23 protein-coding genes and 1 riboswitch are annotated in these 21958 nt (G+C 71.5%); of the genes, 10 read left to right on the top strand and 13 right to left on the bottom strand.

The annotated features are described in order from the left end of the window. Positions 1-675: 675 nt before the first annotated feature. The 9 genes from paaN to ABZU52_RS01940 all read right to left on the bottom strand — a co-directional run bounded on the left by paaN (position 676) and on the right by ABZU52_RS01940 (position 8152). Positions 676-2349 carry a phenylacetic acid degradation protein PaaN gene (gene paaN / locus ABZU52_RS01980; RefSeq protein WP_354969226.1) on the bottom strand — a complete coding sequence of 558 codons (1674 nt, stop codon included), beginning with the start codon at positions 2347-2349 and terminating at the stop codon, positions 676-678. A 200-nt stretch (positions 2350-2549) separates the two neighbouring features. Further along, on the bottom strand, positions 2550-3569 hold the full coding sequence (locus ABZU52_RS01975; RefSeq protein ID WP_354969225.1) for a GNAT family N-acetyltransferase: 1020 nt from the start codon (positions 3567-3569) through the stop codon (positions 2550-2552). Between the two features lie 306 nt (positions 3570-3875). Further along, positions 3876-5162 (bottom strand): threonine synthase, encoded by a 1287-nt coding sequence (gene thrC, locus ABZU52_RS01970; protein ID WP_354969224.1) that lies wholly within the window; start codon positions 5160-5162, stop codon positions 3876-3878. 10 nt (positions 5163-5172) lie between these two features. Then, positions 5173-5308, bottom strand: a riboswitch (SAM riboswitch). Between the two features lie 105 nt (positions 5309-5413). Next, a complete protein-coding gene (locus ABZU52_RS01965; protein ID WP_354969223.1) occupies positions 5414-5614 on the bottom strand; it encodes a hypothetical protein in 201 nt (66 codons plus the stop codon). Next, positions 5611-5982 (bottom strand): YbaB/EbfC family nucleoid-associated protein, encoded by a 372-nt coding sequence (locus tag ABZU52_RS01960; protein WP_354969222.1) that lies wholly within the window; start codon positions 5980-5982, stop codon positions 5611-5613. The genes ABZU52_RS01965 and ABZU52_RS01960 overlap by 4 nt, the downstream gene beginning before the upstream one ends. Further along, on the bottom strand, positions 5979-6332 hold the full coding sequence (locus ABZU52_RS01955; RefSeq protein WP_354969221.1) for a YbaB/EbfC family nucleoid-associated protein: 354 nt from the start codon (positions 6330-6332) through the stop codon (positions 5979-5981). Before ABZU52_RS01955 ends, ABZU52_RS01960 begins: the two co-directional genes overlap by 4 nt. Next, positions 6329-6919 (bottom strand): hypothetical protein, encoded by a 591-nt coding sequence (locus ABZU52_RS01950; RefSeq protein ID WP_354969220.1) that lies wholly within the window; start codon positions 6917-6919, stop codon positions 6329-6331. Before ABZU52_RS01950 ends, ABZU52_RS01955 begins: the two co-directional genes overlap by 4 nt. 11 nt (positions 6920-6930) lie before the next feature. Beyond that, positions 6931-7230, bottom strand: coding sequence for a hypothetical protein (locus ABZU52_RS01945; RefSeq protein ID WP_354969219.1), 300 nt, complete (start codon positions 7228-7230; stop codon positions 6931-6933). Positions 7231-7345: 115 nt separating this feature from the next. Then, positions 7346-8152 carry a DMT family transporter gene (locus ABZU52_RS01940; RefSeq protein ID WP_354969218.1) on the bottom strand — a complete coding sequence of 269 codons (807 nt, stop codon included), beginning with the start codon at positions 8150-8152 and terminating at the stop codon, positions 7346-7348. Between the two features lie 91 nt (positions 8153-8243). On the opposite strand from ABZU52_RS01940, the gene ABZU52_RS01935 reads away from it, so the two are divergent. Together ABZU52_RS01935 and ABZU52_RS01930 are read left to right on the top strand one after the other, a co-directional pair. Next, entirely contained in the window at positions 8244-8549 is a 306-nt protein-coding gene (locus ABZU52_RS01935; RefSeq protein ID WP_354969217.1) for a metalloregulator ArsR/SmtB family transcription factor, read from the top strand. A gap of 257 nt (positions 8550-8806) precedes the next feature. After that, positions 8807-8968 (top strand): hypothetical protein, encoded by a 162-nt coding sequence (locus ABZU52_RS01930; RefSeq protein WP_354969216.1) that lies wholly within the window; start codon positions 8807-8809, stop codon positions 8966-8968. On the opposite strand, the gene ABZU52_RS01925 is transcribed toward ABZU52_RS01930, so the two are convergent. Together ABZU52_RS01925 and ABZU52_RS01920 are read right to left on the bottom strand one after the other, a co-directional pair. After that, positions 8953-9213 (bottom strand): GntR family transcriptional regulator, encoded by a 261-nt coding sequence (locus ABZU52_RS01925; RefSeq protein ID WP_354969215.1) that lies wholly within the window; start codon positions 9211-9213, stop codon positions 8953-8955. The two genes, ABZU52_RS01930 and ABZU52_RS01925, sit on opposite strands and share 16 nt — an antisense overlap. Before the next feature lie 44 nt (positions 9214-9257). Continuing rightward, the gene (locus ABZU52_RS01920) at positions 9258-9494 is read right to left on the bottom strand and encodes a winged helix-turn-helix domain-containing protein (RefSeq protein WP_354969214.1); all 237 of its coding nucleotides are present in this window, start codon (positions 9492-9494) and stop codon (positions 9258-9260) included. Between the two features lie 249 nt (positions 9495-9743). On the opposite strand from ABZU52_RS01920, the gene ABZU52_RS01915 reads away from it, so the two are divergent. The 3 genes from ABZU52_RS01915 to ABZU52_RS01905 all read left to right on the top strand — a co-directional run bounded on the left by ABZU52_RS01915 (position 9744) and on the right by ABZU52_RS01905 (position 12176). After that, the gene (locus ABZU52_RS01915) at positions 9744-10235 is read left to right on the top strand and encodes a hypothetical protein (protein ID WP_354969213.1); all 492 of its coding nucleotides are present in this window, start codon (positions 9744-9746) and stop codon (positions 10233-10235) included. Positions 10236-10334: 99 nt separating this feature from the next. Then, positions 10335-10607, top strand: coding sequence for a hypothetical protein (locus tag ABZU52_RS01910; RefSeq protein WP_354969212.1), 273 nt, complete (start codon positions 10335-10337; stop codon positions 10605-10607). Positions 10608-10619: 12 nt separating this feature from the next. Then, entirely contained in the window at positions 10620-12176 is a 1557-nt protein-coding gene (locus tag ABZU52_RS01905) for a plasmid pRiA4b ORF-3 family protein (RefSeq protein WP_354969211.1), read from the top strand. 175 nt (positions 12177-12351) lie between these two features. Here the strand turns inward: ABZU52_RS01905 and ABZU52_RS01900 are convergent, their stop codons facing one another. Both ABZU52_RS01900 and ABZU52_RS01895 read right to left on the bottom strand, forming a co-directional pair. Next, positions 12352-13248, bottom strand: a complete 897-nt coding sequence (locus ABZU52_RS01900; RefSeq protein ID WP_354969210.1) for an ABC transporter permease subunit — start codon at positions 13246-13248, stop codon at positions 12352-12354. Then, a complete protein-coding gene (locus ABZU52_RS01895; protein WP_354969209.1) occupies positions 13248-16112 on the bottom strand; it encodes an alpha/beta fold hydrolase in 2865 nt (954 codons plus the stop codon). Before ABZU52_RS01895 ends, ABZU52_RS01900 begins: the two co-directional genes overlap by 1 nt. Before the next feature lie 373 nt (positions 16113-16485). Here ABZU52_RS01895 and ABZU52_RS01890 point away from each other — a divergent pair, with 373 nt between their 5' ends. The 5 genes from ABZU52_RS01890 to ABZU52_RS01870 are packed head-to-tail and all read left to right on the top strand — an operon-like array spanning position 16486 to position 21945. Beyond that, complete coding sequence (locus tag ABZU52_RS01890; RefSeq protein ID WP_354969208.1) at positions 16486-17664, top strand: hypothetical protein; 1179 nt, start codon at positions 16486-16488, stop codon at positions 17662-17664. Further along, positions 17651-20260 carry a nitrate- and nitrite sensing domain-containing protein gene (locus ABZU52_RS01885; RefSeq protein WP_354969207.1) on the top strand — a complete coding sequence of 870 codons (2610 nt, stop codon included), beginning with the start codon at positions 17651-17653 and terminating at the stop codon, positions 20258-20260. The genes ABZU52_RS01890 and ABZU52_RS01885 overlap by 14 nt, the downstream gene beginning before the upstream one ends. Further along, on the top strand, positions 20257-20730 hold the full coding sequence (locus tag ABZU52_RS01880) for a roadblock/LC7 domain-containing protein (protein ID WP_091402960.1): 474 nt from the start codon (positions 20257-20259) through the stop codon (positions 20728-20730). Before ABZU52_RS01885 ends, ABZU52_RS01880 begins: the two co-directional genes overlap by 4 nt. Then, entirely contained in the window at positions 20727-21209 is a 483-nt protein-coding gene (locus tag ABZU52_RS01875) for a DUF742 domain-containing protein (protein WP_354969206.1), read from the top strand. Before ABZU52_RS01880 ends, ABZU52_RS01875 begins: the two co-directional genes overlap by 4 nt. Further along, a complete protein-coding gene (locus ABZU52_RS01870; RefSeq protein WP_354969205.1) occupies positions 21187-21945 on the top strand; it encodes an ATP/GTP-binding protein in 759 nt (252 codons plus the stop codon). The genes ABZU52_RS01875 and ABZU52_RS01870 overlap by 23 nt, the downstream gene beginning before the upstream one ends. The last annotated feature ends 13 nt before the right edge of the window (positions 21946-21958 follow it).

Raw genomic sequence — 21958 nt, 5'->3', positions numbered from 1 at the left:
CCCGCCGCGCCGGCGCGGCGCGCCGATGGCCCGCGCCGGCGCGGCCCGCCGCGCGCCGATGGCCATGATCGTGCTGCAACCAGGATCCAGTGGTAATCCACCAGCGGGAGGCCCCTACATCCTGGACAACGCCATTGCGTTAGGCGGAACGGCTGTTCGTCAACCGGCGCCACCTCGCCGATCATGCAGTTGTGGTGGGCAACAAAACGCCCGTAACCTGCTAAACCGGGCACCACAAGTGCATGATCGACGCGCGCCCGCACTGCCCCTGCTCCGCGACCGTGCACTTCGTGTCCCGACACACGGTGCATTCCGCCCATGTCGACAACCGCAACCGCTGGTCGGCGCGATCTTCTCGCTCCACCTACGGTGATCGGCCAGGAGCCCCTTCTCCAGCACGGGTTGACCCGCCGGCCACAGCGCTAACGCAACGGTGTTGACATCCTGGATCGAGCACGATCATGCAGTGGTGAGGCAGGGCTCCGGACCCGGACCCGTCGACGACCACCGTGCCCACGGCGGGTTTCCGGGGCAGCCCGACCCGCGCAGGGATCAAGCCTGACCGCCCGGAGCGGGGCGGGCTGCCCCGGAAACCCCCAACCGCAAGGAACGGCCATCCCGGAAACCCCAACCGCGAGGAACGGCCGTCCCGGAAACCCCACCCGCGACCGAGGATCAGACGTGCCGCCGAGACTGCACGATCCGGAACCGGTTGCCCACGTACGCCCCGTCCGTCAGCGCCGAGTTGGCCGCCGCGTTGGCCCCGCTGCCGTGGAAGTCGGAGAACGCCGCCGACTGGTTGACGAAGACACCGCCGGTGAGGTTGCAGGACAGGTGCACCCCGACCTCGACCGCCACCGCCTCGGTCGCGTCCAGCACGGCCTCGTCGGTCGAGTAGACCCCGGCGGTGAGCGCGCCCTTCTCGCCGACCGTCCGGCGCAGCAGTTCCAGGCTGTGCGCTGTGGAGTCGGTCGCGATGGCGAACGAGATCGGCCCGAACCACTCCCGGCCGTACGTCTCCGCGTCGTCCGCGGTCAGCTTCACGATGGTCGGGGTACGCACCACCGCGTCGACGTACGACGGGTGGGCCACGGTCCGCGACTCCAGCACCAGCTCGCCGACCTTGGTCACCTCGGCCAGCCGTTCCAGCACCCCGTCGTTGACGATGGCGCCGGTCAGCTCGACGCCCCGGGCCGGGTCGGCGGTGAGCTTGCCAACCGCGCCGGCGATCCCGCCGGCCACCTCGTCGAAGCTCTTGTGCCCCTGGTCGGTCTCGATGCCGCCGGCCGGGATGAGGATGTTCTGCGAGGTGGTGCACATCTGCCCGCTGTAGAGGGTCAGCGTGAACCCGAGGTTGCGGCACATGCCGGCGAAGTCGTCGGTGGAGTCGATGACGATCGTGTTCAGGCCGGCCTTCTCGGTGTAGACCGAAGCCTGCCGGGCGTGCGTCTCCAGCCAGTCGCCGTACTCGGTGGAACCGGTGAAGTCGACGATCTTGACGGACTGGTGCAGGGCCAGATCGCTGGCGAGCTTCTCGCCGGGCGCCTCGGCGGCCAGCAGGACCAGGTTCGGGTCGAAGCCGGCCTCCGCGAGCACCTCCCGGGCGTACTTCACGGTGATGGCCAGCGGCAGCACCGCGCGCGGGTGCGGCTTGACGATCACCGGGTTGCCGGTGACCAGCGAGGCGAACAGCCCGGGGTACGAGTTCCAGGTCGGGAAGGTGTTGCAGCCGATCACCAGCGCCACCCCACGCGGGACCACGTGGAACGTCTTGGTCATCCGCAGCGGGTCACCCTTGCCGGCGGCCTTCTCCCAGCCCGCCGTGCCCGGGTGCCGGGTCATCTCGGCGTACCCGTACGCCAGCGCTTCCAGCGCCCGGTCCAGCGCGTGCGCGCCACCGGCCTGGAAGGCCATTACGAATGCCTGCCCGCTGGTGAACTGCACCGCGTTGGCCAGCTCGAAGATGTGCTTGTGCAGTCGGTCGAGGATCTCCAGGCAGACGCCCACCCGGGCCTGCGGGCCGGCGTCGCGCCAGGCCGGCAACGCGGCGGAGGCGGCGCTGACCAGCTCGCCGGTACTGGCGTGCGGGTAACGCACCGCCAGCTCCACCCCGAACGGGCTCGTCTCGGTGGCGACCCGAACGCCGCTGCCGGGCTGGTCGAGCGGAAAATCACCACCGAGGTACGCCTCGAAGGCGGCCTTCCCGTCGGCGGCGGCGGTTTCGCCGTACACCCGGGGGCTGGGGGATTCAGGGTAGGCGGACCAGTAGCCCCGTTCCGTGATCGCGGTCAGCGCACGGTTGAGGGTGTCGGCGTGCCTGTCGTACAGGGGATGCGGGGTCTCCGTCATGCCCGCCATCATGCCTGAGCCAGGCCCGCGATCAGTAGCGCGAATGCCCGACAGCGACGCATGCCTGAGCCAGGCCCGCGATCAGTAGCGCGAATGCCCGACAGCGACGCATGCCTGAGCCAGGCCCGCGAGCAGCAGCGCGAATGCCCGACAGCGACGCATGCCTGAGCCAGGCCCGCGAGCAGTAGCGCCGAGACCTGTCAGAGGGTGAGCTGCCAGTTGGTCCAGGAGTCAACCGGGCGGAAGCCGAGCTGCTCGTTGATCGCCACCATGTAGCTGTTGCTGGCCGCGTTCCAGGTGTCGATCACCTGGACCGCTGGTTCGTGGGTGAGCAGGTGGTGCAGGTTCTCCGCCTTGGCGATGAGGCCGAGACGGTGCCCACGGTGGGCCGGGTCGACGATGGTGATCTGCTGGTACGCGTGCCAGTCGGTGGAGGCGCCCACATCGAGCAGCGTCCAGGCGACCAGCCGGCCGGACGCCTCGTGCCGCATCCCGAGGTGGTAGCGCCGCCGGCCACGGGCGTCCAGCGCCCGTTCGTTGCCGCGGATGCGTTCGGCGTCCACCTGCTCCGGCTCCCACTGCACGTCGCCCATGGGCGCGTCCATCAGCAGCCGGCCGTCGAGGTAGGCGATGTCGGCGACGTACTCCTGCGGGGTCGCCCCCTGCCAGCAGACCGACTGGTAGCCCTCGGCCAGCGGGCGGGCCTCGGCGAGCGCCGCTCGCAGCGCAACCCGGTCGATCTTGTTGACGTCGAGCCGCCGACGCACCTCGGTGAGGGCGGGCTGGGCTCCGATCGCGGTGGCGAACGCGTCGCCGGCCACGCTTCGGGCGGGGCCGTCGGGCAGCGCGGAGACGGCCATGGCCACCACCCGCTTGCGGCCGTGCTCGCGGAGCAGGCGCACCCCGTACTCGTGCAGGGCCCGGCCGACTCCCCGGCGCCGCAGCTCGGGATGCACCAGCAGCTCGGCGGTGGCGTTGTCGGTGTTGTCGAGCTCGGGCAGGTCCAGTTGGAGGTAACCGGCCGGCACGCCGTCCAGTCGGGCCAGCGCCCAGAGTGACGTCGTGCCGGGCATCGGCGTGTGGAACAGCGCGTCGAAGCGGCGCCGGCAGGAGGGCGGGAAGTCCGGCAGGTCGGCGTCGTTGGCCGCCGACCCGATCCGGTACGCCTCGTCGACCGACGCCCGGTCAGCGCCGTCGAACGACGCGATCGTGATGCTCATGCCGGTGAGCGTGCACCCGGGAAAAGCGATCGGGCCAGCGAATTAATCGCTGGCCCGATCGAACGTGGTCGGGAGGGACACTCGCACAACGCCTCCGGCGTTGGGTCGCAAGAACTTCAAAAGTCTTCGGCGAAATGCCCTCCCGCACGGAGCATCTTGCGCCGTCCGGTTCCTGCCGTCAAGTCCGTAGCGGCGGGTTTTCCACACTCACTGCGAAAAGCCAGTTACCCGGCGGATCCGTCTGCTCCCCCAACCGGCTGGCCGCCCATCCCCCACCCGGTTGGCCGCCGAGCGCCGGCCGGCGGATCAGCCGAGCAGGCCGGCATCCCGGGCGGCGCGCAGCGAGGGCTTGATGTGGTGGGTCGGCCCGACCTGGCCGGCCACCGCGTCGATGGTCTTCAGACCCTCACCGGTGTTGAACACGACGGTCTCGGCCGTCGGGTCGAGCCGACCGGATTCGACCAGCTTGCGCAACACGGCCACGGTGACCCCGCCTGCGGTTTCGGCGAAGACCCCGGTGGTACGGGCGAGATCGCGGATGCCGGCCCGGATCTCGTCGTCGTCGGCGTACTCCATCCAGCCACCGGTGCGGCGGACCGCCTCCAGGGCGTAGAGGCCGGCCGCCGGGTCGCCGATGTTGAGTGACTTGGCGATGCCGGTCGGCTTGACCGGGACGATCGTGTCGGTTTCGGCGTGCAGGGCGGTGGCGATCGGGTTGCAGCCGGCGGACTGCGCACCGAAGACCTTCCAGCCGCCGGCCGGCGCCTCGACCAGGCCGATCTCCACCAGCTCGGAGAACGCCTTGTCAATCTTGGTGAGCAGCTCGCCGCTGGCCATCGGAATGACCACCTGCGCCGGGATCCGCCAGCCGAGCTGCTCGGCCACCTCGTAGCCGAGGGTCTTGGAGCCCTCCGCGTAGTACGGCCGGACGTTCACGTTGACGAACGCGGTGTCCTCGAATTCGTCGGTCTCCACCAGCTCGCCGCAGAGCCGGTTGACATCGTCGTACGAGCCGTCGATGGCGACCAGTTCGCCGCCGTAGACAGCGGTGGTGATGACCTTGCCCTGCTCCAGGTCGCTGGGGATGAAGACCACCGAGGGCACCCCGGCGCGGGCGGCGTGGGCGGCCACCGAGTTGGCCAGGTTGCCGGTCGACGCGCAGGCGAACCGGGTGAAGCCGAGCGCCTTGGCCGCGGTGAGCGCCACCGAGACGACCCGGTCCTTGAACGAGTGGGTGGGGTTGGCGCTGTCGTCCTTGACCCAGAGCGGCGCGGTGATGCCCAGCTCGGCGGCGAGGTGCGGGGCCGCCACCAGTGGGGTCAACCCCGGGTCCAGGGTGACCCGGCTGGCCGGGTCCTGACCGGCGGGGAGCAGTGCGGCGTACCGCCAGATGTTCTTTGGGCCGGCCTCGATCTGCTCGCGGGTGACGGTGGCCAGTGCGGCGGTGTCGTAGTCGACCTCCAGCGGGCCGAAACACTCGTAACAGGCGTGCTGGGCGGCGAGCGGGTAGCGGGCCGAGCAGGCACGGCAGACCAGGGCGCGGGCGGGGCTGGCGGAGGTGTCGATGCCGGAGGCGACGAGCGTCGACGTCATGTCGAGGGTCCTCTCATCTTTCCCCGCATCGCACGGTGCGGCGGGGACGGAATTGGCACCTGCCCCGCCGGTCGCTCAGCGGTGAGCGCGCGGGGTGGTTGCCGGGGCGTCGTCGGGCCGTATCCCTCAGCCCCTCTGGATGAGGTATGCAGTTGTGCGATCGAGTCTAGGACAACGCTGTCGGTCGTTGCTACCGCAGATCCCACGGTGTGAGCCGGCCGCCGGCATCCCGGCGTGCGGCGCGCTGCTGGTCAGCGCCGGCGTCGACGCCCGAGGTAGAACACCACCGCCCCGAAGGCGGCCAGTAGGGCCAGGAGAATCCAGCCGGCGGTCACGAAGGCGCCGCCGGTGGGCCGTTCGCCGCCGGCGAGCAGCCAGACCACACCCGACACGGCGATGATCGCGACCAGGACGGACACCATGGTGACCACGGCGCGCTGCGCGGGAGTCATCGCTGCCGCCGCGGTCGAACGGTGCCGGGCAGACCGGCCCCCGGGTCGGCCAGGATGTCGGCGACCGAGCGGCCACCGATGGTCAGCGACCCGAGCAGGGCCGTGCGGGCCTGCTCGGCTTCGGCCTCGGCCGCGCGAATCGCATCGCGTACGTGCTCGCCGAGGGTGAGGTTGTCCACTCCACGCCGGGCCTGCGGCGTGATCCGTACGTCGAGCAGCTGACCGCCCACTCCGACGGTGGCGATCACCGCGCCGTCGCCGGCCGCGGCCTGATAGTGCTCGCTCGCCGGCCGCTCGACAAAATCTGCCGCGGACTCCATCGCGGCGGCGATGTCACGACGGATCGCCGACAGGGCATCGGGGTTCATCCGGCCCTCCGGGCGACGGCGCGCAGGGCCTCGGCGGCCGACGCCGGATCGTACGTCTGCGGAACCGATGCGGGAACGTCGACCGGAGCGGGTTGCCCGGAGACCTCGGCGATCGTTGCGGCGAGCGCCTGGGCGGCGATCATCCTCGCGTCGGCCACGGCTGTCACGCACGCTGCACCGAGGGCCTGCGCGTCGAGGTCGCGCACCGCCTGCGGGCTGAGGTAGACGTCTTCGACCCGGCCGGCGCCGGTGGCTCTGACCACCACGGTGCCCGTGTCGTCAGTGCCCTCGTAGACCGCTTCCTGCGCCTCGGCGATCCGGGCGAGGCGCCCGTTGAGCTGATCGGTCATCGCCCAGCCGTCCACACCTGCTGCACAAAGGTCAGCACGGCGGTGAGCGTCGTGATGGCGAACGCCGCCCAGGCTCCGACGATCGTCCACTGCACGGCCGGTGTGTAGGGGCCGGAGAGGTAGGCCACGCCGGCCGCCACCAGCGCCGCGCCCGTGACACTGAGGTAGCTGACCAGGTTCGTCGTCAGACCCCACCACATGTCGTCGCACATGTTCCGGACGTTGCTCGCCGCCTGCGCGATCGCGTCGAGCGCGGGCTCGATGCGTGTTTCCAGGAACGCCTTGAACGCCTCGGCGCCCTGATCGGCCCAGTAGGTGTCGACGTCACCGCGCGCCCGCGTCAGCCTCGCCTTGCACTGCTCGAACACGTCGCTCATGTCGTTCCACGCCTCGGAACCCTTGTCCCACGGGTCAGGCGTGCGGATGTTGACCTCGACAAGTGCGGTGAGGCCGGCCACCACCGCCGGGCCGCCACCGGTGGGCCAGACGGCCGCCGCGAGCGCGGTGCCGAGGATGCCGACGAACACCCACAGGTTTTCGGTGGTCTCGCCGTCGAGTCGGTCGGAGTAGAGCGAGGAGTCGGACATCGCGGCTCCGTTCAATCCTGGTATGTGAAGTTCTCGCCCCGCACCCGCTCCTGCTCCTCGTAGTGGGTGGCGATGGTGGTCAGTGCGGTGCCGATCGAGTCCATCGTCTTCTGCAGCGCCGCGGCGACGTCGCCCACGCCCTGCCGGACACGCTCGTAGTCGTCCGGCAGGTTCCAGGCGAACATCGGAAAGGCATCCCGCGGCAGGGTCAGCGAGGCAACCTTGGGTAGCACCGTGTCGGCGAATGACTTCGCGTCCGCGCTGATCGCCTGGCCCGCCTTGCGCATGGCCTCGGTTTCGAGCGACGTCACAACGGCCCCCTCACCAGGCATCGACGGATCGATGGAACGGCTGGTCCTGGCGGTTCATCCTGCCATGGAGGGACCACCGGAGTTGTCCCCTGCCGCCGCCGACCGGGTCAGCGGGTCAGCGGGCGCTCACCGCCACCGGATCGGTCACCGCGATCGGGTCCGTTACCGCGCCCGACTGGGGCTGCGACATCGTCCGGGGTCGGGCGGCGAGGTTCCAGGCCAGGACCGCGATCACGGCACCCACGAATGCGGCGTACCCCAGCTGCGGGGTGACCGCCACGAGGTCGGCGGCGGCCGGCGCGTGCTGCCAGCCGACGGCGTCGGCGCCGATGCTCAGGATGAGCATGGCGGCTGTGCCGGCGAGCGCGGTCAGAGTGGTGAAGCGCAGCGGCGACCACTCGCCGAACCGGCCGGCGCCGTGGGTGTAGATGCCCCAGCCCAGCACCGCGCCGATCATCATCAGCCCGCCGAGGCCGAACTGGCCGAGCCCGGCCAGGCTCCCGCGCGTGATCACCAGACCGACTCCGAGGAGCGCCACCAGGGAGAGGGCCAACAGGAGAGGCTTCGGCCGTACGCCGTCGCGGGCCCAGCGGACGAGCTGAGTGATCACCGGTGTGGTGGCCACGAAGAGGGAGACCTGCTGCGGGGCGGCGTGTTCCAGCGCCAGGTTGGTGAGCAGGTTGAAGCCCGCGAAGCCGACCACTCCGAGCACCACCACCTCCAGTGCCCGACCGCCGTGCCGCAGCGCGCCGGCACCCTCGCGGAGCAGCAGGATGGCGACCAGGACGACGGCGGCCAGCAGGTAGCGCGCGGTGGTCAGGTTGAGCGGATCGACCCGGTTGAGCGCGCTGGCCAGGATCGGGAACATCACGCCCCAGCCGAGCACGGCGACCAGTGGGTATGCGGTGGCGCGGGATCGCATCGACAACTCCAATGTTCGAGTATCATCGAACCAACGCCACTGACCATAGGGTTTTGTTCGATCATTGTCGAACAAGGGTTACACTGGTCACATGGAGCCGCACGAACCCGACCTGACCGCCGTACCGGTCACCAGCGTGTTGGCCGCACTCGCCGACGACGTGCGGCTACAGATCGTCCGGGCGCTCGCCGAGGGCGGCGAGGCGGCCTGCGGCAGCCTCGACTTCGGCGTCTCCAAGGCGACCCGTAGCCACCACCTCAAGGTGCTGCGCGAGGCGGGCCTGACCCGCACCCGCGCCGCCGGCACCAGCCGGCTGGTCCGGCTCCGCCGCGACGAGGTGGACAAGCTCTATCCCGGCCTCCTGGACGCGGTCCTCACGCCCCGCTCTCCGGCCTGACGCGAAAGCGCTTCCGATGGGGGTCGATCTCCGGCCTGACGCGGAGGCGCTTCCGGAGGGGGTCGATCTCCCTCCCTGCGCGCCCTTTCGAGCTGAATCGTTTACGACATCGCCGAAGGGACCGCTCCCCCATTGCGCACGCGTCAGGATCACCAGGTGTTCCACCAGGACAGCCGAGTGTGGTCTCAGCGTGGAAATTTAGGGCGGCTCTGCGGCCGGTCGTCGAATCTCCGAGCCAGCCGATCCCATAGCGCGGCATGACGGAACTGGTAGATTCCGGCGGCCTGACGCAGGATTCCGCGTTGGTGAGCGTCGTCGAGAATGCCCAGGAAGTCGCCGGGCACCAAGTCTTCGTGGAGGAGGTAACGCTTGGCTATGGCGTACTCGGCGAATGCGGGTGGCGCTATTCGGCCACGTAGACGCTGCGCCCTTGGTGACCGTACAGCTCGTCAGTCTCGATCAGGATCGTGATGGCTTGCCGGACGGTCGACTGGCTGCCCACGTCGTAGAGGTCCGCCAACTCCTTGGTCGAGGGCAGCTTGTGGCCAGGTGGCCACTCGCCGTCGGCGATACGCCTCCGGATGTCGGCGATGATCCGCCGATAGTGCGGCTCGAACTTCCGCAGGGTGGCATGCGAGGTACTCCAAACTAGGCATCCCAACAACGTCGAAGGACAAGCTCAAGGCTCACCTGCGCACGATCCAGCCGTCACGACGTGCCGGGGTCCTGCTCCTTGACGAACACCCCGCGCCCCGGTGCGCCGACCACGACGCCACGGTCACGCAGGAGCGCCACAGCGCGCGCAGCGGTCGAGAACGACACCGAGTAGAGGTCACCGATCTGCGTGTACGACGGCAGCTTGGCACCCGGCTCGTACTCGCCAGACTCGATGCGAGCGGTGATGTCCGCAGCGATGTCTACGTAGCTCAGCGGGATTGCGGGCATGAGTGGTCCTCCCGGGTTGGCAGCCCCATCTGATCACGCCGCGCGACCCGCCTTCAAGAACATGGTTGACCTATGTCACTAAGTGCAATACCGTTCCCATGAGCCGCCCGGGTTGGCACCAGGGCTGGTTCACCCTCCGGGGCAGCCCCGGAGTCGAGCTGGGGCAGCGCGCATGACGGTTCAGGTGTCCCCCATCTGGGCTGGTTGCCGCGCTGCCCCGGCACCCCATCAACCAGCAAGGAGGTCCACGTGACGGTGAGCGAGGCGAGCGCTGCCTGGGAGGTCGAGCAGGTGGCCGGCGAGCTGCGCGAGACGTACCTCGCGGTGGCCGCCGCGACAGTCCTGTTGGAGCGGACCAGCGTGGGCTGCGCCCACCCGGCGATCCGGCAGGCCCGTCGCCGTGGCGACGATGCTCTCGACCTGGCCGGCGACGCGCATCGGCAGCTCACCGAGGGGGTACGCCAGCTCCGCGCCGAGGCGGGCCAGGCCAGCATTGGTGACCTGGTCGACGTGTTGGACACCGCTCGCGACCAGCTGAGCGCCGCAGCCGCGCGGGTCGCGCAGTTCCCCGCGCGGATCACCGCCGCCGGCCGGCAGCTCCTCGACGCCGATCAGCCCGAGGCGGCGAGCGGGCAGTGGCGCCGGGCCGCCGAACAGCTCGACCTGATGGCGGAGAGCCTGACGGCGGCCGTGGAGGCGCTGACGTCGTACACCGAAGGGTTGTCTGGAGCGACCGCCTGAAGCCGGCCCGGGGCGGGTGCCGGGCTCCGGCCGGCGCGGGTCCGGACTCCCGCTGGCCGCCCCCGCCCGCCTCGGCGCCGCCGCTGCGAAGGGAAAACCATGACGGAGTACGACGTACCTTCCCGCTGGATCCTGCACCTGCCGACCACCCTGACCAGCGTGGACGGCGCGCGGGCGCTGGCCGAGGCGCTGCGCGGCTCGCTCGGTCACGTCACCGCCATCGACTTCGGCGAGACGACGCTGAGCGAGGAGGACCGCCAGTTCGTGCGTACCCGGGTCTGGTGCGACCAGCGTCTCCCCGGCGGCGGTCGCTGCGCCCTGCCGGCAGACCATCCCGGCGGGTCGTGTCGGGCTGACCGCTGCAGCCCGTGAAAACATGCTCGGATGAGTCCCGAGAGTCGCCGCCGGAAGCGCGCCAAGCCCAGTCGGTCGGGCCAGCAGGTCCTGCTGCGGGCCAGTCCCGCCGAAGCCGATCAGTGCGACTGCCCGGCCTGCTCGGATGCCGACTTCGACCCGCAGAGCTTCATCGGCGACCTGGTCGGCGAGGGTGCCAACCTGGTCAAGGCCGATGATCCGATCGAGGCCGAGATGTTCGCCTCGACGTTCCTGTCCGCCGGTGACCTTGCCGGTGGGGACTTCACCGAGGCGCTCAACGAGGGCCTGCTGCCGGCCGTCGCCGACATCGCTACGCCCGAAGCGCTCGCGGTCCTGCTCGCGATCGACGCCGTCCGGGAGGGCACCGTCGCCGGGGCCGCCGCGCAACGTCTGCTGGACTCGGGCGTGGCAGCGCCGAGTTGGGCCAGTGAGCTGCGCCAGCCCGTGCGGGTCGGCACCTGTCGACGGTTCGCCGATCCGGCGGGCAGCGCGTCCGTGCTCATCTGCGACTTCGAACGGGCCGGGCGCTCGTACGGCTTCGTCGTCCACGTCGACCACCTCGACTGTGACGCGGCGGCCGACATCGTGTTCTTTCCCGCCGATGCCCTGGACAAGGTCGTCACCACCATCGCGGAGAACGGCCGTCGTGCCGGTCTGACAATCGCCGAAGAACTGTTGGACCCGGCCGAGTTTCGGTGGCAGGTCGAACGGGCCCTCGACGCCCGTGCCGACCACGACCAGGAGCGTGACCCCTCCGAGCTCGAAGACGAACTCGCCGACGAGGACGGGCCCGACTACCACCTGCTGGCGGTGCTACTGCGGGCGCGAATCCGTACCCTGCCCGAGCCGAACCGGCCACCGGCCGAGCACGACGCCGACACCCGTCAGACAACCCTCGATCTGCTGGAGATGATCAGCCAGATCGCCGGGCAGGCGCAGCAGATCCAGACCCGCACACGACGGGGCAGCGCTGGGCGGAAGCTGCCGGCGAAACGGAAGAAGTCCGGCCCGGCCGCGCCGATCTACCAGCTCAAGGTGGGCCTGCGCGGGGCGAAGCCGCCGATCTGGCGACGCCTGGAACTACCCGCCGACACCAGCCTGGCCGACCTGCACGACATCATCCAGGTGGCCTTCGGCTGGGACGACGCACACCTCCACGTCTTCGAGACCGCCTACGGCGACTTCGGGGTCGCCGACCGGGAGCTGGGCCACCGCGCCGAAGCCCCGGTGACCCTGGAACAGGTCGCGTCCGGTGTCGGCGACCGGTTCAGGTACACGTACGACTTGGGCGACGCCTGGGAGCACGACATCGTGGTGGAGAAGGTGCTGCCGCGCCAGCCCATCGCGTACCCACGGTGCACCGGCGGGCGGCGGGCGGCGCCGCCGGAGGACTGCGGCGGCGTCTGGGGCTACGCCGAACTCGTCGAGGTGTTGAGCGATCCGAGCCACCCCGAGCACCGCGAGCGGCTGGACTGGCTCGGACTAACCTCGCCCGCCGACTTCCAGCCCGCCCGGTTCGACGCCGCCGAGATCACCCGGGCCCTCGGCGAAAGGGGGCGACGGTGAACGCGGCGGAGGTGACCGAAGCAACTATTAACTCAGAGTTTGTAGTTCGAACCGAGGCACGCGACAGGTGCGGCGACGCAGGCGTACCTGCGAGAGATCTTGGAATGAATCGGCCCCTGTAGGGGCGGCTTCCTCCCAAGATCTCCCTGTGGGTGCCGTGCGCAGCCGGGCGGGGCTACGACGTGATGTCCTTGCGGGTGAAGCGCCAGAACGCCAACCCCCAGAACAGCGTCGCGTAGCTGATCGCCGAGATGCAGCCGCGCACCACGTCGTCGGTCTGCACCGGCGTCGAGAGCAGACCCAGCCAGGCGGTGCTGAAGTGGGTGGGCAGAAAGTCGCGCAGCGCGCCCAGGGCGGTGATCTGGTCCAGGATGCTGGACAGGATCCAGAGCAGAACCGCGCCACCGACCGCGCCCAGCGCGGCGTCCGTGGTCACCGACAGCAGGAACGCCAGGCCGGCCACCACCAGCAGTACGACCGCCAGGTAGCCCAGCACGGCCAGCAACCGGAGCAGCCCCTCGGTGGGTTCCAGCTCCGCGGCGACCGTGCTGCGCAGCGGCGACCAGCCGTAGCGCAGGGTGCCGGCCAGCAACGCGGTGCCGGCCAACAGCAGCAGGGCCAATCCCGAGTACGCGAGCGCGACCACCAGCTTCACCGTCAACAACCGCGCCCGGGGCACCGGGATCGCCAACAGATACCGCAGGCTGCCCCAGCTCGCCTCGCTGGCCACCGTGTCGCCGCAGAACAGCGCGACGACCACCACCAGCAGGAACGACGCCGACACGAAGATCGAGAACAGGGTGAAGTTGAGCCCGCCGGAGGTGGCCAGGTCGACCAGGCTGGCGAACTCGTTGTTGCCGTTGTCGTCGTCGCCACCGGAGTTGAACTGGAACGCGATCAGGATGATCAGTGGCAGCAACACCATGAACCCGAGCGCCAGCTGGGTCCGCCGCCGGGACGCCTGCCGGCGGAACTCCGCCCCGAACGGCATGGTGGCCGACGGCCGGTAACCCCGGGCCGCGCCGGCCGGGTCGGTGACGCCCACCGGCGCCTCGACGGAAGATCCAGCCATCACCGGTCACCGCTTCCCCGAGAGTTCTCGCCCACCAGGGCGAGGAACGCGTCCTCCAGGCGCCGCCGAGGCACCACCCGATCCACCCCAATGCCGGCGCGCACCAGCTCCGCCACCACCTCGCTGCGGGCCGTGCCGTTGGTGTCGACAACCAGTTGGCCGTCGCTCTCCGGCAACACGCGGACCCCGTGCAGCCGGTCCAGCACCGCCCGCGCCGCCACCGGGTCGGTGACGTCGAAGAGGACGCTCGGCGACTCGCCCACGATCTCCTCCACCGGCCCGGACGCCACGATCCGGCCCTTGTTCACCACCACCGCGTGCGTGCACGTCTGCTCCACCTCGGCCAGCAGGTGACTGGAGACCAGCACCGCGCGGCCGTCCGTGGCGTACCGCTGGAGCACCCGGCGCATCTCGGCGATCTGCGGCGGGTCGAGCCCGTCGGTCGGCTCGTCCAACACCAGCAGCTCGGGGAGGCCGAGCATGGCCTGGGCGATGGCGAGCCGCTGGCGCATCCCGTGGCTGTAGTTCTTGATCTTCCGGTGCACGGAGTCACCCAGCCCGGCGATCTCCAGTGCCGTGTCGAACTGGGCGTCCTCCCACGGCCGCCCGGTGGCCCGCCAGTACGCCTTCAGGTTGTCCAGGCCCGACAGGTGCGGCAGGAAGCCCGGCCCCTCCACCAGCGCCCCGATCCGGGACAGCACCGGTGAGCCGGGCACCAGCCGACGACCGAAGACGTAGATCTCCCCGGCGGTCGGCTGGGTCAGCCCCATCAACACCCGCAGGGTGGTGGTCTTGCCGGCACCGTTCGGCCCGAGCAGACCCACGACCTGACCGGGGTGCACCTCGAAGTCCACGTTCGACACGGCGACGAAGCCGTCCGCGTACTCCTTGCGCAGTGCGCGCACGGCCAGCGGGGTGTCCGCGTACTCCGGATGCACCGACCGGTCCTGGCGGCGGTGCCGGCGGCGGACCAGAGCGACGACCACGACGAGCCCGATCACGATGGCGGCGAGCAGGCCGGCGAGCACCCAGCGCCAGATGGTGGCCGCGGTGGGGATCGGCTCGCCGTTGACAGTGGGCAGGCTGACCGCGCCGTCCGCCGCCACTGTGTAGACGGTCGGCTCGGCGGGCGTGGTGTACGCCTGGTCGGAGGTGGCCACCACCAGTCGCAGCCGGTGCCCGGCTTCCACCCGGCGGACGATCCCGGGCAGCGTCACGGTGACCGGGCGGGCGTCCTGTACCTGCTGCGGCAGGCCGGTGAGCCGGATCGGGGCGACCAGGCCGTTCGGCAGGGTGGCAGCGCCGTCCTTGTCGACGTCGTAGAGCTTGACGAAGAGCACCGCCTCGCCGGTCGGCGACGCGGCCCGCAGCGTGACGGTGGGCGCGCCGGCCACGTCGACCGCCTCGGTCAGCGGGGTGGACTCGAACTGTGCGTGCTGGCCGGGCACGTCGCCGGCCACCCCGTCCAGCAGCGAGGCGAGCCCGCCCGCGAACGGGATCGACGAGATGGCGGCCGGGTTGCCGTTCGGCGGGTTCGCGATCGGCTGCGCCGGGCCGGTGACCGTCACCTCCCGGCGGGCGTTGCCGGTCAGGCCCGGGTAGTCGGCGCGGCGGAAACCGGTGGCGACGAGACCCCGGTCGAGCGCGTCGAAGCCGGCGATCCGCGACCAGGTGAAGTCGTCGCCGGGCGCGTCGCCCTCGCCCTTGACGTAGTGGTCGAGCCACTGGATGGTCAGGAACTTCACCCGGTCCTCGTCCGAGCGGGGCCCACTGCCGCCGTCGTGCCCGCCGGTGAACCAGGCGACCCGTACCGGGGTGCCGGCGGCGGCGATGCCGCGCGCGTTCGCGTCCGCCTCACCGAGCGGGAAGAGGGTGTCCGCCTCGCCCTGCACCAGCAGGGTGGGGGCCTTGATCCGGTCCAGCACACCCGCCGGGCTGGAGCGGCGCAGCAGGTCCACGGCGGCCTGGTCGGCCCGGCCGGTGGTGGCGATCCGGAGGTACGCGGCGCACACGTCGGCGGCGAACCGACCGCAGGACGGGTCGGCGGCACCGGCCGGGGCGCCACCGGGGCCGGTACCCGGCCCGGCGCCCGGCCCGGGGCTGGGCGGGCCGGCGGACGCCGGTGCACCCTGCGGCTGGGCGGCGGTCGCACCGGAGAGCCCGGCCGGGCCGGAACCCACGTTGCCGCCCCCGCCGAAGAAGAGACCGGCCCAGCCCTTCTTGAACACACCCTCGGTAGGGGCGCCACCGGTGCTCTCCGGCAGGAACGCGCGGGACAGGTCGTTCCAGGTGATCATGGGGACGATCGCGTCGACCCGACGGTCCTGGGCGGCCAGCAGCAACGCCAACCCACCACCGTACGAGCCGCCGACCACACCGACCTTCGGGTCGCCGGCTGCGTCGGTGCGCACCTCCGGCCGGGCGGCCAGCCAGTCCAGCAGCCGCTCGGCGTCGCGTACCTCGTAGTCCGGGTTGTCCAGGTGGATCTCGCCGCCGCTGCGGCCGAAGCCCCGCGCGGTCCAGGTGAGCACCGCGTAGCCGCGCCCGGCGAACTCCTCCGCGTCGGAACGCACCGACTCCTTCGTGCCGCCGAACCCGTGCGCCAGCAGCACCGCCGGCACCTTCCGACCGGCCGAGGCGTCGTCCGGCAGGTAGAGGGTGGTGTCCAGGTTCACCGGCTGGTCACCGGATGGTCCGGAGCGGACGGTGAGCATCGCGCTCTCGGTGCGTACGCCCGGTCCCTGTGGCCACACCGCCCAGGTCACGGCGGCGGCCAACAGCACGACGACCACCGCCGCGGCGGTCGCGCGGCGGCGGGTGGGCAGGGCACGCCGGAACCACGCGGCCGGCGACGGCAAGGTCATGCGGCACACGGTACGGCTCGGAGCCTGAGCGTTGGCTGAGATCCGCCGTACGTCCGTCCGGTTGGCCCGATCGGTGCGGAGTGGGGTGCGAGCGCGCACCGTCCAGCGCGGCACAGTGAGTTGACTTCGGATCCCGTGAATTCCGATCTTCCGCGGATATCCACATCGATCCCTCCATGTCACACCCGCAGCTGACACAGAGCGTGTCGGCGACGCGGACAAATGGTGACATGCCTCGAACTGACGCGAACCTGACTCGTCGAGTGCGGTCTGACCAGCCCGGGGTTCGATTAGTTTTCCGGTCCGGTGCACGGGACTTGTCGGCCAGCCCGACGCCGCGCCGATCCCGCGCCCCACGCCGGAGGAGACACACATGACAGTCCCCGCGCCGCGGGCCCGTCGACGGCCGTCCACGCTGGGCCGACTGCTGCCCCTGCTGCTCATCGCGGCACTGCTGGCACCGTTGGGCCTGCTCGTCACGACGAACTGGCGGCAGATCACCGACGACCGGGACCTCGCCGCCCGCGAGCGGCTCGGCGTGCAGTACCTGACCGCTCTGGCGGCGGTCACCGACGCCCTGGTGGAGGCCCAGTCCAACGCGGTCAACGGGCGCCCCCTCGCCCGGGAGGCGCTGAACGGGGCGGTCGAGGCGGCCGCCGCGGTGGACGCCCGCATCGGCGGGGAGCTGCTCAGCCAGGAACGCTGGGCCGGCGTACGGGCCAAGCTGGAGGCGCTGCGGGGCCGGAGCGCCACCGACCCGGAAGCCGCCTACACCGCCTACAGCGAGGTCGCCGACCTGCTGCTGGCCCTGCACCGGAAGGTCCGGGAGAGCTCCGGGCTGGTCCGTGACCCCGAGGCCGACTCGTTCTTCCTCCAGGACAGCGCCGGTCAGCAACTGCCCGAGGCGGTGGTCGCCGCCGGCCGGCTCGCCGACCTGGGCGCGCTGGTCTCCCGCCGGCCGGCCGCCGAGCAACAGCGCGGCCTGATGGAGCTGACCGGCCTGCGGGTGTCCGCCCTGGCACCCGCCGCCGACCTCGTCGACAACCTGCGCTCGGCCGTGGACGGTTCGGAGAGCACCGACCTCGGCGCCAACGTGCTGACCCCGCTGGACAACTACCAGCGTTCGGCGGAGGCGCTGGCCGCGTACTCGGTGCCGGGCAAGGACACCGGCGTGGTCAACCCAGGCCAGTTGAGTGCCGCCGCGCTCAACTCGCACCGCTCGGCACGCCAACTCCAGCCCGTCATCCTCACCGAGCTGGACGCTGTGCTGGTCGAGCGGATCGATCGGCTCGACCGGGACCGCTGGCTGACCGCCGGGGCGGGCATCGCCGCCGCGCTGTTGCTGAGCTGGCTCGCCGCGTTGCTGGTCGCCGCCGGCCGCCGGGCGCGGCGTCGGGCCGCCCTGGCCGCGACCCACGCGGAGAGCCCCGACACCCCGCCGCACCGCGACCCGTGGCAACCGCCGGCGGACGAGCCACTGGCGCTGCAACCGGTCGGCGCGGCCCGTGATCCGGAGACCACACAGTGGGGGGCGTTCGATGCTGCTCGGTAGGCTCCGGATCCGCGGCAAGCTCGCACTGCTCGTGGTGATTCCGCTGCTCAGCATGGTCGGCCTGGCCGTGCCGGTGATGCTCGACCGGGTCGCCGCCGCACAGCGGGCCGGCGACACCGCCGAGCGGGTCCGGCTGGCCAGCCGGGTCGGCAGCCTGGTCCAGGACCTCCAGCAGGAACGCATCCTCTCCGTCGGCTTCCTGCTCGGCCGGATCGAGCGAAGCGAGCTGGTCCGGAAGTCCGCCGACGTGGACGACCGGGTGGCCGACCTCCGGGCGGCGCGCAGCGACGCGCTCACCGACCAGGTCGACCGCGCCCTCGACGGGGTGTCCAGTCTCATCGACCTGCGGACGGCCGTGCTGGCCCGGGCGGCCAACCCGGGTCAGGTGATGGACGCCTTCGGCCCGGTCAACAAGGGGATCATCGAATCGCTGCGTCTGCCGTTCAGCGTGGACACCAACACGTTGCCGGGCCGTCAGGTGCTCGCCCTCGACGGGTTGCTCCGCGCCGACGAGGGCCTGGGCGCCTGCGCCACCCTGAGCCTGCTGGTCAAGGCGTTCGGCACCCCGGACAGCACTGCGGGGTACGTGGCCTGTATCGCCGCGCTCCAGGTCGACAACGCGCGCTTCCGCAGCCTGATCACGCCCGAGCAGCTCACCGTGGCCCAGCTCAACGAGGCGGCGGTGGCCGCGCGTACCAGCCCCGACTTCCTGGTCACCAGCGCCCGGGATCCGGCCGGAGCGGTCCGTGACGTGCCGCTGGAGGTGCTCTTCCCGGCCGTCCGCACGATGATCCGGCTCGGTCAGTTCGTCGAGAAGAAGCTGGTCGCCGACGTGCTGGCCGAGGTGACGGCCGAGCAGCGGCGGGCGTTGACCGCCGCGTACCTGGTCGGTGCCGTGGCGGCGTTGATCCTGACGCTGGTGGTGCTGCTCAGTGTGGCGGTGGCGCGGACCGTGGCCCGACCGCTGACCCGGCTTACCCGCTCGGCCGACCGGGTCGCCCGGGTCGCCGAGGCGGAGCTGGTCCGGGTCACCGACGACGAGACGGAGAGGCCGCAAGCGGTCCGGCTGGAGCCGGTGGACATCCGCGCCAACGACGAGATCGGCGACCTGGCGCGGGCCTTCGACCGGGTGCAGAACACGGCGGCGCAGCTGGTCGAGCGGCAGGTCGCCGGCCGGCGCAACGTGGCGCAGATGTTCGGCCACGTCGGACGCCGTACCCAGAACCTGGTGGGTCGGCAGATCGCGCTGATCGACCGGCTGGAGCAGCAGGAGGCCGACCCCGGCCGGCTGGAGCACCTGTACCGACTCGACCACATCTCCAGCCGGTTGCGGCGCAACGCCGGCAGCCTCGTGGTGCTCTCCGGCTCGGCCGGGGCCGACGCGCACACCGCGCCGGTGCCGTTGGCCGACGTGGTCCGGTTGGCGCTCGGCGAGATCGAGGACTACACCCGGGTGGAGGTGCAGGTTCCGGCCGGCGTCTCGGCCGCGCCGGCGGTGGTCGGTGACCTCGTCCTGGCGCTGGCCGAGCTGATGGAGAACGCCACAGTCTTCTCGCCGCCGCACACCCGGGTGCTGGTGGCCGCCGAGACGTCCGGCCTCGGTGCGCGGATCACCGTGGTGGACCACGGCATCGGCATGAGCGAGCAACGGCTGGCCGAGGAGAACGCCCGGTTCACCCGCCGGGAACGGCTCGACCTGGCCCCGACCGAGGTGCTCGGTCTCTTCGTGGTGGGCCGGTTGGCCCGTCGGCACGGCTGGCAGGTCGCCCTGGCCGCCACCGGCGGCGGCGGGGTGACCGCACAGCTGGAGATCCCGTCGACGTCGCTGGTGCTGCGCCGCGCCGACCGCGCCGGGGCCGCCGTGGCCCGTGCCGCGGTGCCGGACCGGGGCCGGCGTACGACGGTGACGCTCGACCCCGAGCAGCCCCGCGTGGCGGCCGTCGCCGTGCCGGCCCGTTTCGACTCGGACCTGCTCAGCCGGGCCACCCGCAGCCTGGACGCCGGCCCGTCCTGGAACGCGTTCGGTCAGGGCCAGCCGGAGCAGGCCGCTCCCGAACCCCCGAGCCCGGAACCGGCGGGCAAGCCGGCCGGGCCACGGGTGCGGCAGCGGGTGCCCGGGGCCACTCTGCACGCCACCGCCGCGGCGACCCGGCCGGTGGACGCCACCGGCGCGGACCCCGCCGCCGCCCGCGCACTGGTCGAGGCCTTCCAGGCCGGGGTACGCCGCGCCGAGCTTCAGGTGACGCCGGGCCTCGACGGCGCGTCGGCGCGGACGGCAAACGACCCGCCGGCCGGCGCCGGGGCGGCCGTCATGGACCCGGACACGACAGTCGACCTGCCCAGCACCCCGGGAGGTGCCGGCCCCACGGTGCCGGGTGGTGGCGGCTCTACCGATGCCGCACCGGGGCGGCCCCGGTTGAGCCGACGGGTACCGGGGGCGAACCTCACCGCCATCCCGGCCTGCCAACCGCCCAGTACCCATCTCGGCGACCCGGCCGAGGTCCGCGACCTCATCAACGAGTTCGAGGCGGGCGTCGCCCGCGCTCTCCGCGAAGTCAGCCCCGACCACCGGAACGAAGAAGGATCATCACGGTGACCAGCCCCTTCCTGCACGACAATGTCGACCAGAGTCAGCCCAGCGCCAATGGGGACCTCAGCCCGGAGGCCCGTACGTTCAACTGGCTGCTGGACTCCTTCACCTCCAGCACCGCCGGAGTCCTGGAGGCGATCGCGGTCTCCTCGGACGGTCTGCTGATGGCCATGTCGGCGATCAAGGACCGGTCCAACGCGGAGCGGTTGGCCGCCGTCGTGTCCGGGATGACCAGCCTCGCCGGTGGGGCCGCCAGCTGGTACGCGCTCGGCGGCTTGAACCGGGTGATCGTCGACATGGCCGACGGTTACCTGTTGATCAGCGCGATCAGCAGCGGTTCCGTGCTCGGGGTGGTCGCCGACCGGTCGGCGAACCTGGGCACCGTCGCGTACGAGATGACGCTCTTCGCCGGGCGGGCCGGTGGCGCCCTGACCCCGCGGCTGATCGTCGAGTTGAAGAACGCCGTTCAGCAGTGACCCCCGACGTCGCCGGCGAGGATCCGGATCCGGAACCCAGCGTTCGGATCCGCCCGTACCTGCGCACGCCACCCCCGAGCGGGGACGGCGCGGCGGCGACACCGGCGCTGCCGGAGCCGGACGGGGACCAGCCGGCCGGTCCCCGTCCGTTCGTACTCACCTCCGGGCGGGTGGCGGGCGCCGACCCGGCGATCGGGCTGGAGACCCAGGTGACCCTCCGCATGGACAGCGGGTGGTGGGCCGGCCCACCCGGCACCCTGCTGGCACCGGAACTTCAGACCATCATCGCGCTCTGCGCGGAGCCGATCTCGGTGGCCGAGATCTCGGCCCGCGCCCGGCTGCACTTCGGCGTGGTACGGGTCCTGGTCGGCGACCTACGCGCCGCCGGGCACCTGGACGTGCACGTCACCGACACCGACGACGCTGTCGACCCCGATCTCATCCTGCGAGTGATTGATGGACTCCGTGCGATCTCCTGAATGGCCGGTCGCCCCGCTCGGCGGGGTCGCCGCGAACAGCGCCGCCGCCCGTTACGGCGTGTCCCCGGGCACCGGGCCGATAGTCGGACGGGCCGGCCCACCGCCGACCGCACCGCCGCCGTACCGGCCCGAGTCGGATGCGGGGTCGGTGCCGCCTCCGGCGGGTAGACCGGCCGCGCCGCCGATCCCGGTCAAGATCCTGGTGGCCGGTGGCTTCGGGGTGGGCAAGACCACCACCGTGGGTGCGATCTCCGAGATCGCGCCGCTGACCACCGAGGCCGAGATGACCAGCGCCGGGATCGGCGTGGACGACCCGGGTGTCCGGTCCACCAAGACCACCACCACGGTGGCCATGGACTTCGGCTGCGTGACGATCGACCGCAGCCTGAAGCTTTACCTGTTCGGCACGCCGGGGCAGACCCGGTTCGGCTTCATGTGGGACGACCTGGCCCGGGGAGCGCTCGGTGCGCTGGTGGTGGTGGACAGCGCACGGCTGGACGACTGCTTTCCGGCCATCGACTTCTTCGAGCGGGCCGGGCTGCCGTTCGTCGTCGGGGTGAACGCCTTCGACGGGCGACTGGCCCTGGAGCTCGGCGAGATCCGCTGGGCGTTGGCCATCGGCGATCATGTACCCCTGGTGCAGTTCGATGCCCGCGACCGGCTCTCGGTACGGGACGCACTACTGGTCGTCCTGGACCGCGCGCTGGACCGCGCTACCCGGGACAGGAGGGCCTGAGCCGACCAGCTCC

Source organism: Micromonospora sp. NPDC005220 (assembly GCF_040607895.1).
GTDB lineage: Bacteria > Actinomycetota > Actinomycetes > Mycobacteriales > Micromonosporaceae > Micromonospora.
This window is presented reverse-complemented; position numbering and strand designations above follow the sequence as displayed.

Excerpts from the sequence above, each read along its gene's own strand:
- paaN (WP_354969226.1), bottom strand. The coding sequence starts at position 2,349 with ATGACGGAGACCCCGCATCCCCTGTACGACAGGCACGCCGACACCCTC.
- ABZU52_RS01975 (WP_354969225.1), bottom strand. The coding sequence starts at position 3,569 with ATGAGCATCACGATCGCGTCGTTCGACGGCGCTGACCGGGCGTCGGTC.
- thrC (WP_354969224.1), bottom strand. The coding sequence starts at position 5,162 with ATGACGTCGACGCTCGTCGCCTCCGGCATCGACACCTCCGCCAGCCCC.
- ABZU52_RS01965 (WP_354969223.1), bottom strand. The coding sequence starts at position 5,614 with ATGACTCCCGCGCAGCGCGCCGTGGTCACCATGGTGTCCGTCCTGGTC.
- ABZU52_RS01960 (WP_354969222.1), bottom strand. The coding sequence starts at position 5,982 with ATGAACCCCGATGCCCTGTCGGCGATCCGTCGTGACATCGCCGCCGCG.
- ABZU52_RS01955 (WP_354969221.1), bottom strand. The coding sequence starts at position 6,332 with ATGACCGATCAGCTCAACGGGCGCCTCGCCCGGATCGCCGAGGCGCAG.
- ABZU52_RS01950 (WP_354969220.1), bottom strand. The coding sequence starts at position 6,919 with ATGTCCGACTCCTCGCTCTACTCCGACCGACTCGACGGCGAGACCACC.
- ABZU52_RS01940 (WP_354969218.1), bottom strand. The coding sequence starts at position 8,152 with ATGCGATCCCGCGCCACCGCATACCCACTGGTCGCCGTGCTCGGCTGG.
- ABZU52_RS01935 (WP_354969217.1), top strand. The coding sequence starts at position 8,244 with ATGGAGCCGCACGAACCCGACCTGACCGCCGTACCGGTCACCAGCGTG.
- ABZU52_RS01930 (WP_354969216.1), top strand. The coding sequence starts at position 8,807 with ATGACGGAACTGGTAGATTCCGGCGGCCTGACGCAGGATTCCGCGTTG.
- ABZU52_RS01920 (WP_354969214.1), bottom strand. The coding sequence starts at position 9,494 with ATGCCCGCAATCCCGCTGAGCTACGTAGACATCGCTGCGGACATCACC.
- ABZU52_RS01910 (WP_354969212.1), top strand. The coding sequence starts at position 10,335 with ATGACGGAGTACGACGTACCTTCCCGCTGGATCCTGCACCTGCCGACC.
- ABZU52_RS01905 (WP_354969211.1), top strand. The coding sequence starts at position 10,620 with ATGAGTCCCGAGAGTCGCCGCCGGAAGCGCGCCAAGCCCAGTCGGTCG.
- ABZU52_RS01900 (WP_354969210.1), bottom strand. The coding sequence starts at position 13,248 with ATGGCTGGATCTTCCGTCGAGGCGCCGGTGGGCGTCACCGACCCGGCC.
- ABZU52_RS01895 (WP_354969209.1), bottom strand. The coding sequence starts at position 16,112 with ATGACCTTGCCGTCGCCGGCCGCGTGGTTCCGGCGTGCCCTGCCCACC.
- ABZU52_RS01890 (WP_354969208.1), top strand. The coding sequence starts at position 16,486 with ATGACAGTCCCCGCGCCGCGGGCCCGTCGACGGCCGTCCACGCTGGGC.
- ABZU52_RS01885 (WP_354969207.1), top strand. The coding sequence starts at position 17,651 with ATGCTGCTCGGTAGGCTCCGGATCCGCGGCAAGCTCGCACTGCTCGTG.
- ABZU52_RS01870 (WP_354969205.1), top strand. The coding sequence starts at position 21,187 with ATGGACTCCGTGCGATCTCCTGAATGGCCGGTCGCCCCGCTCGGCGGG.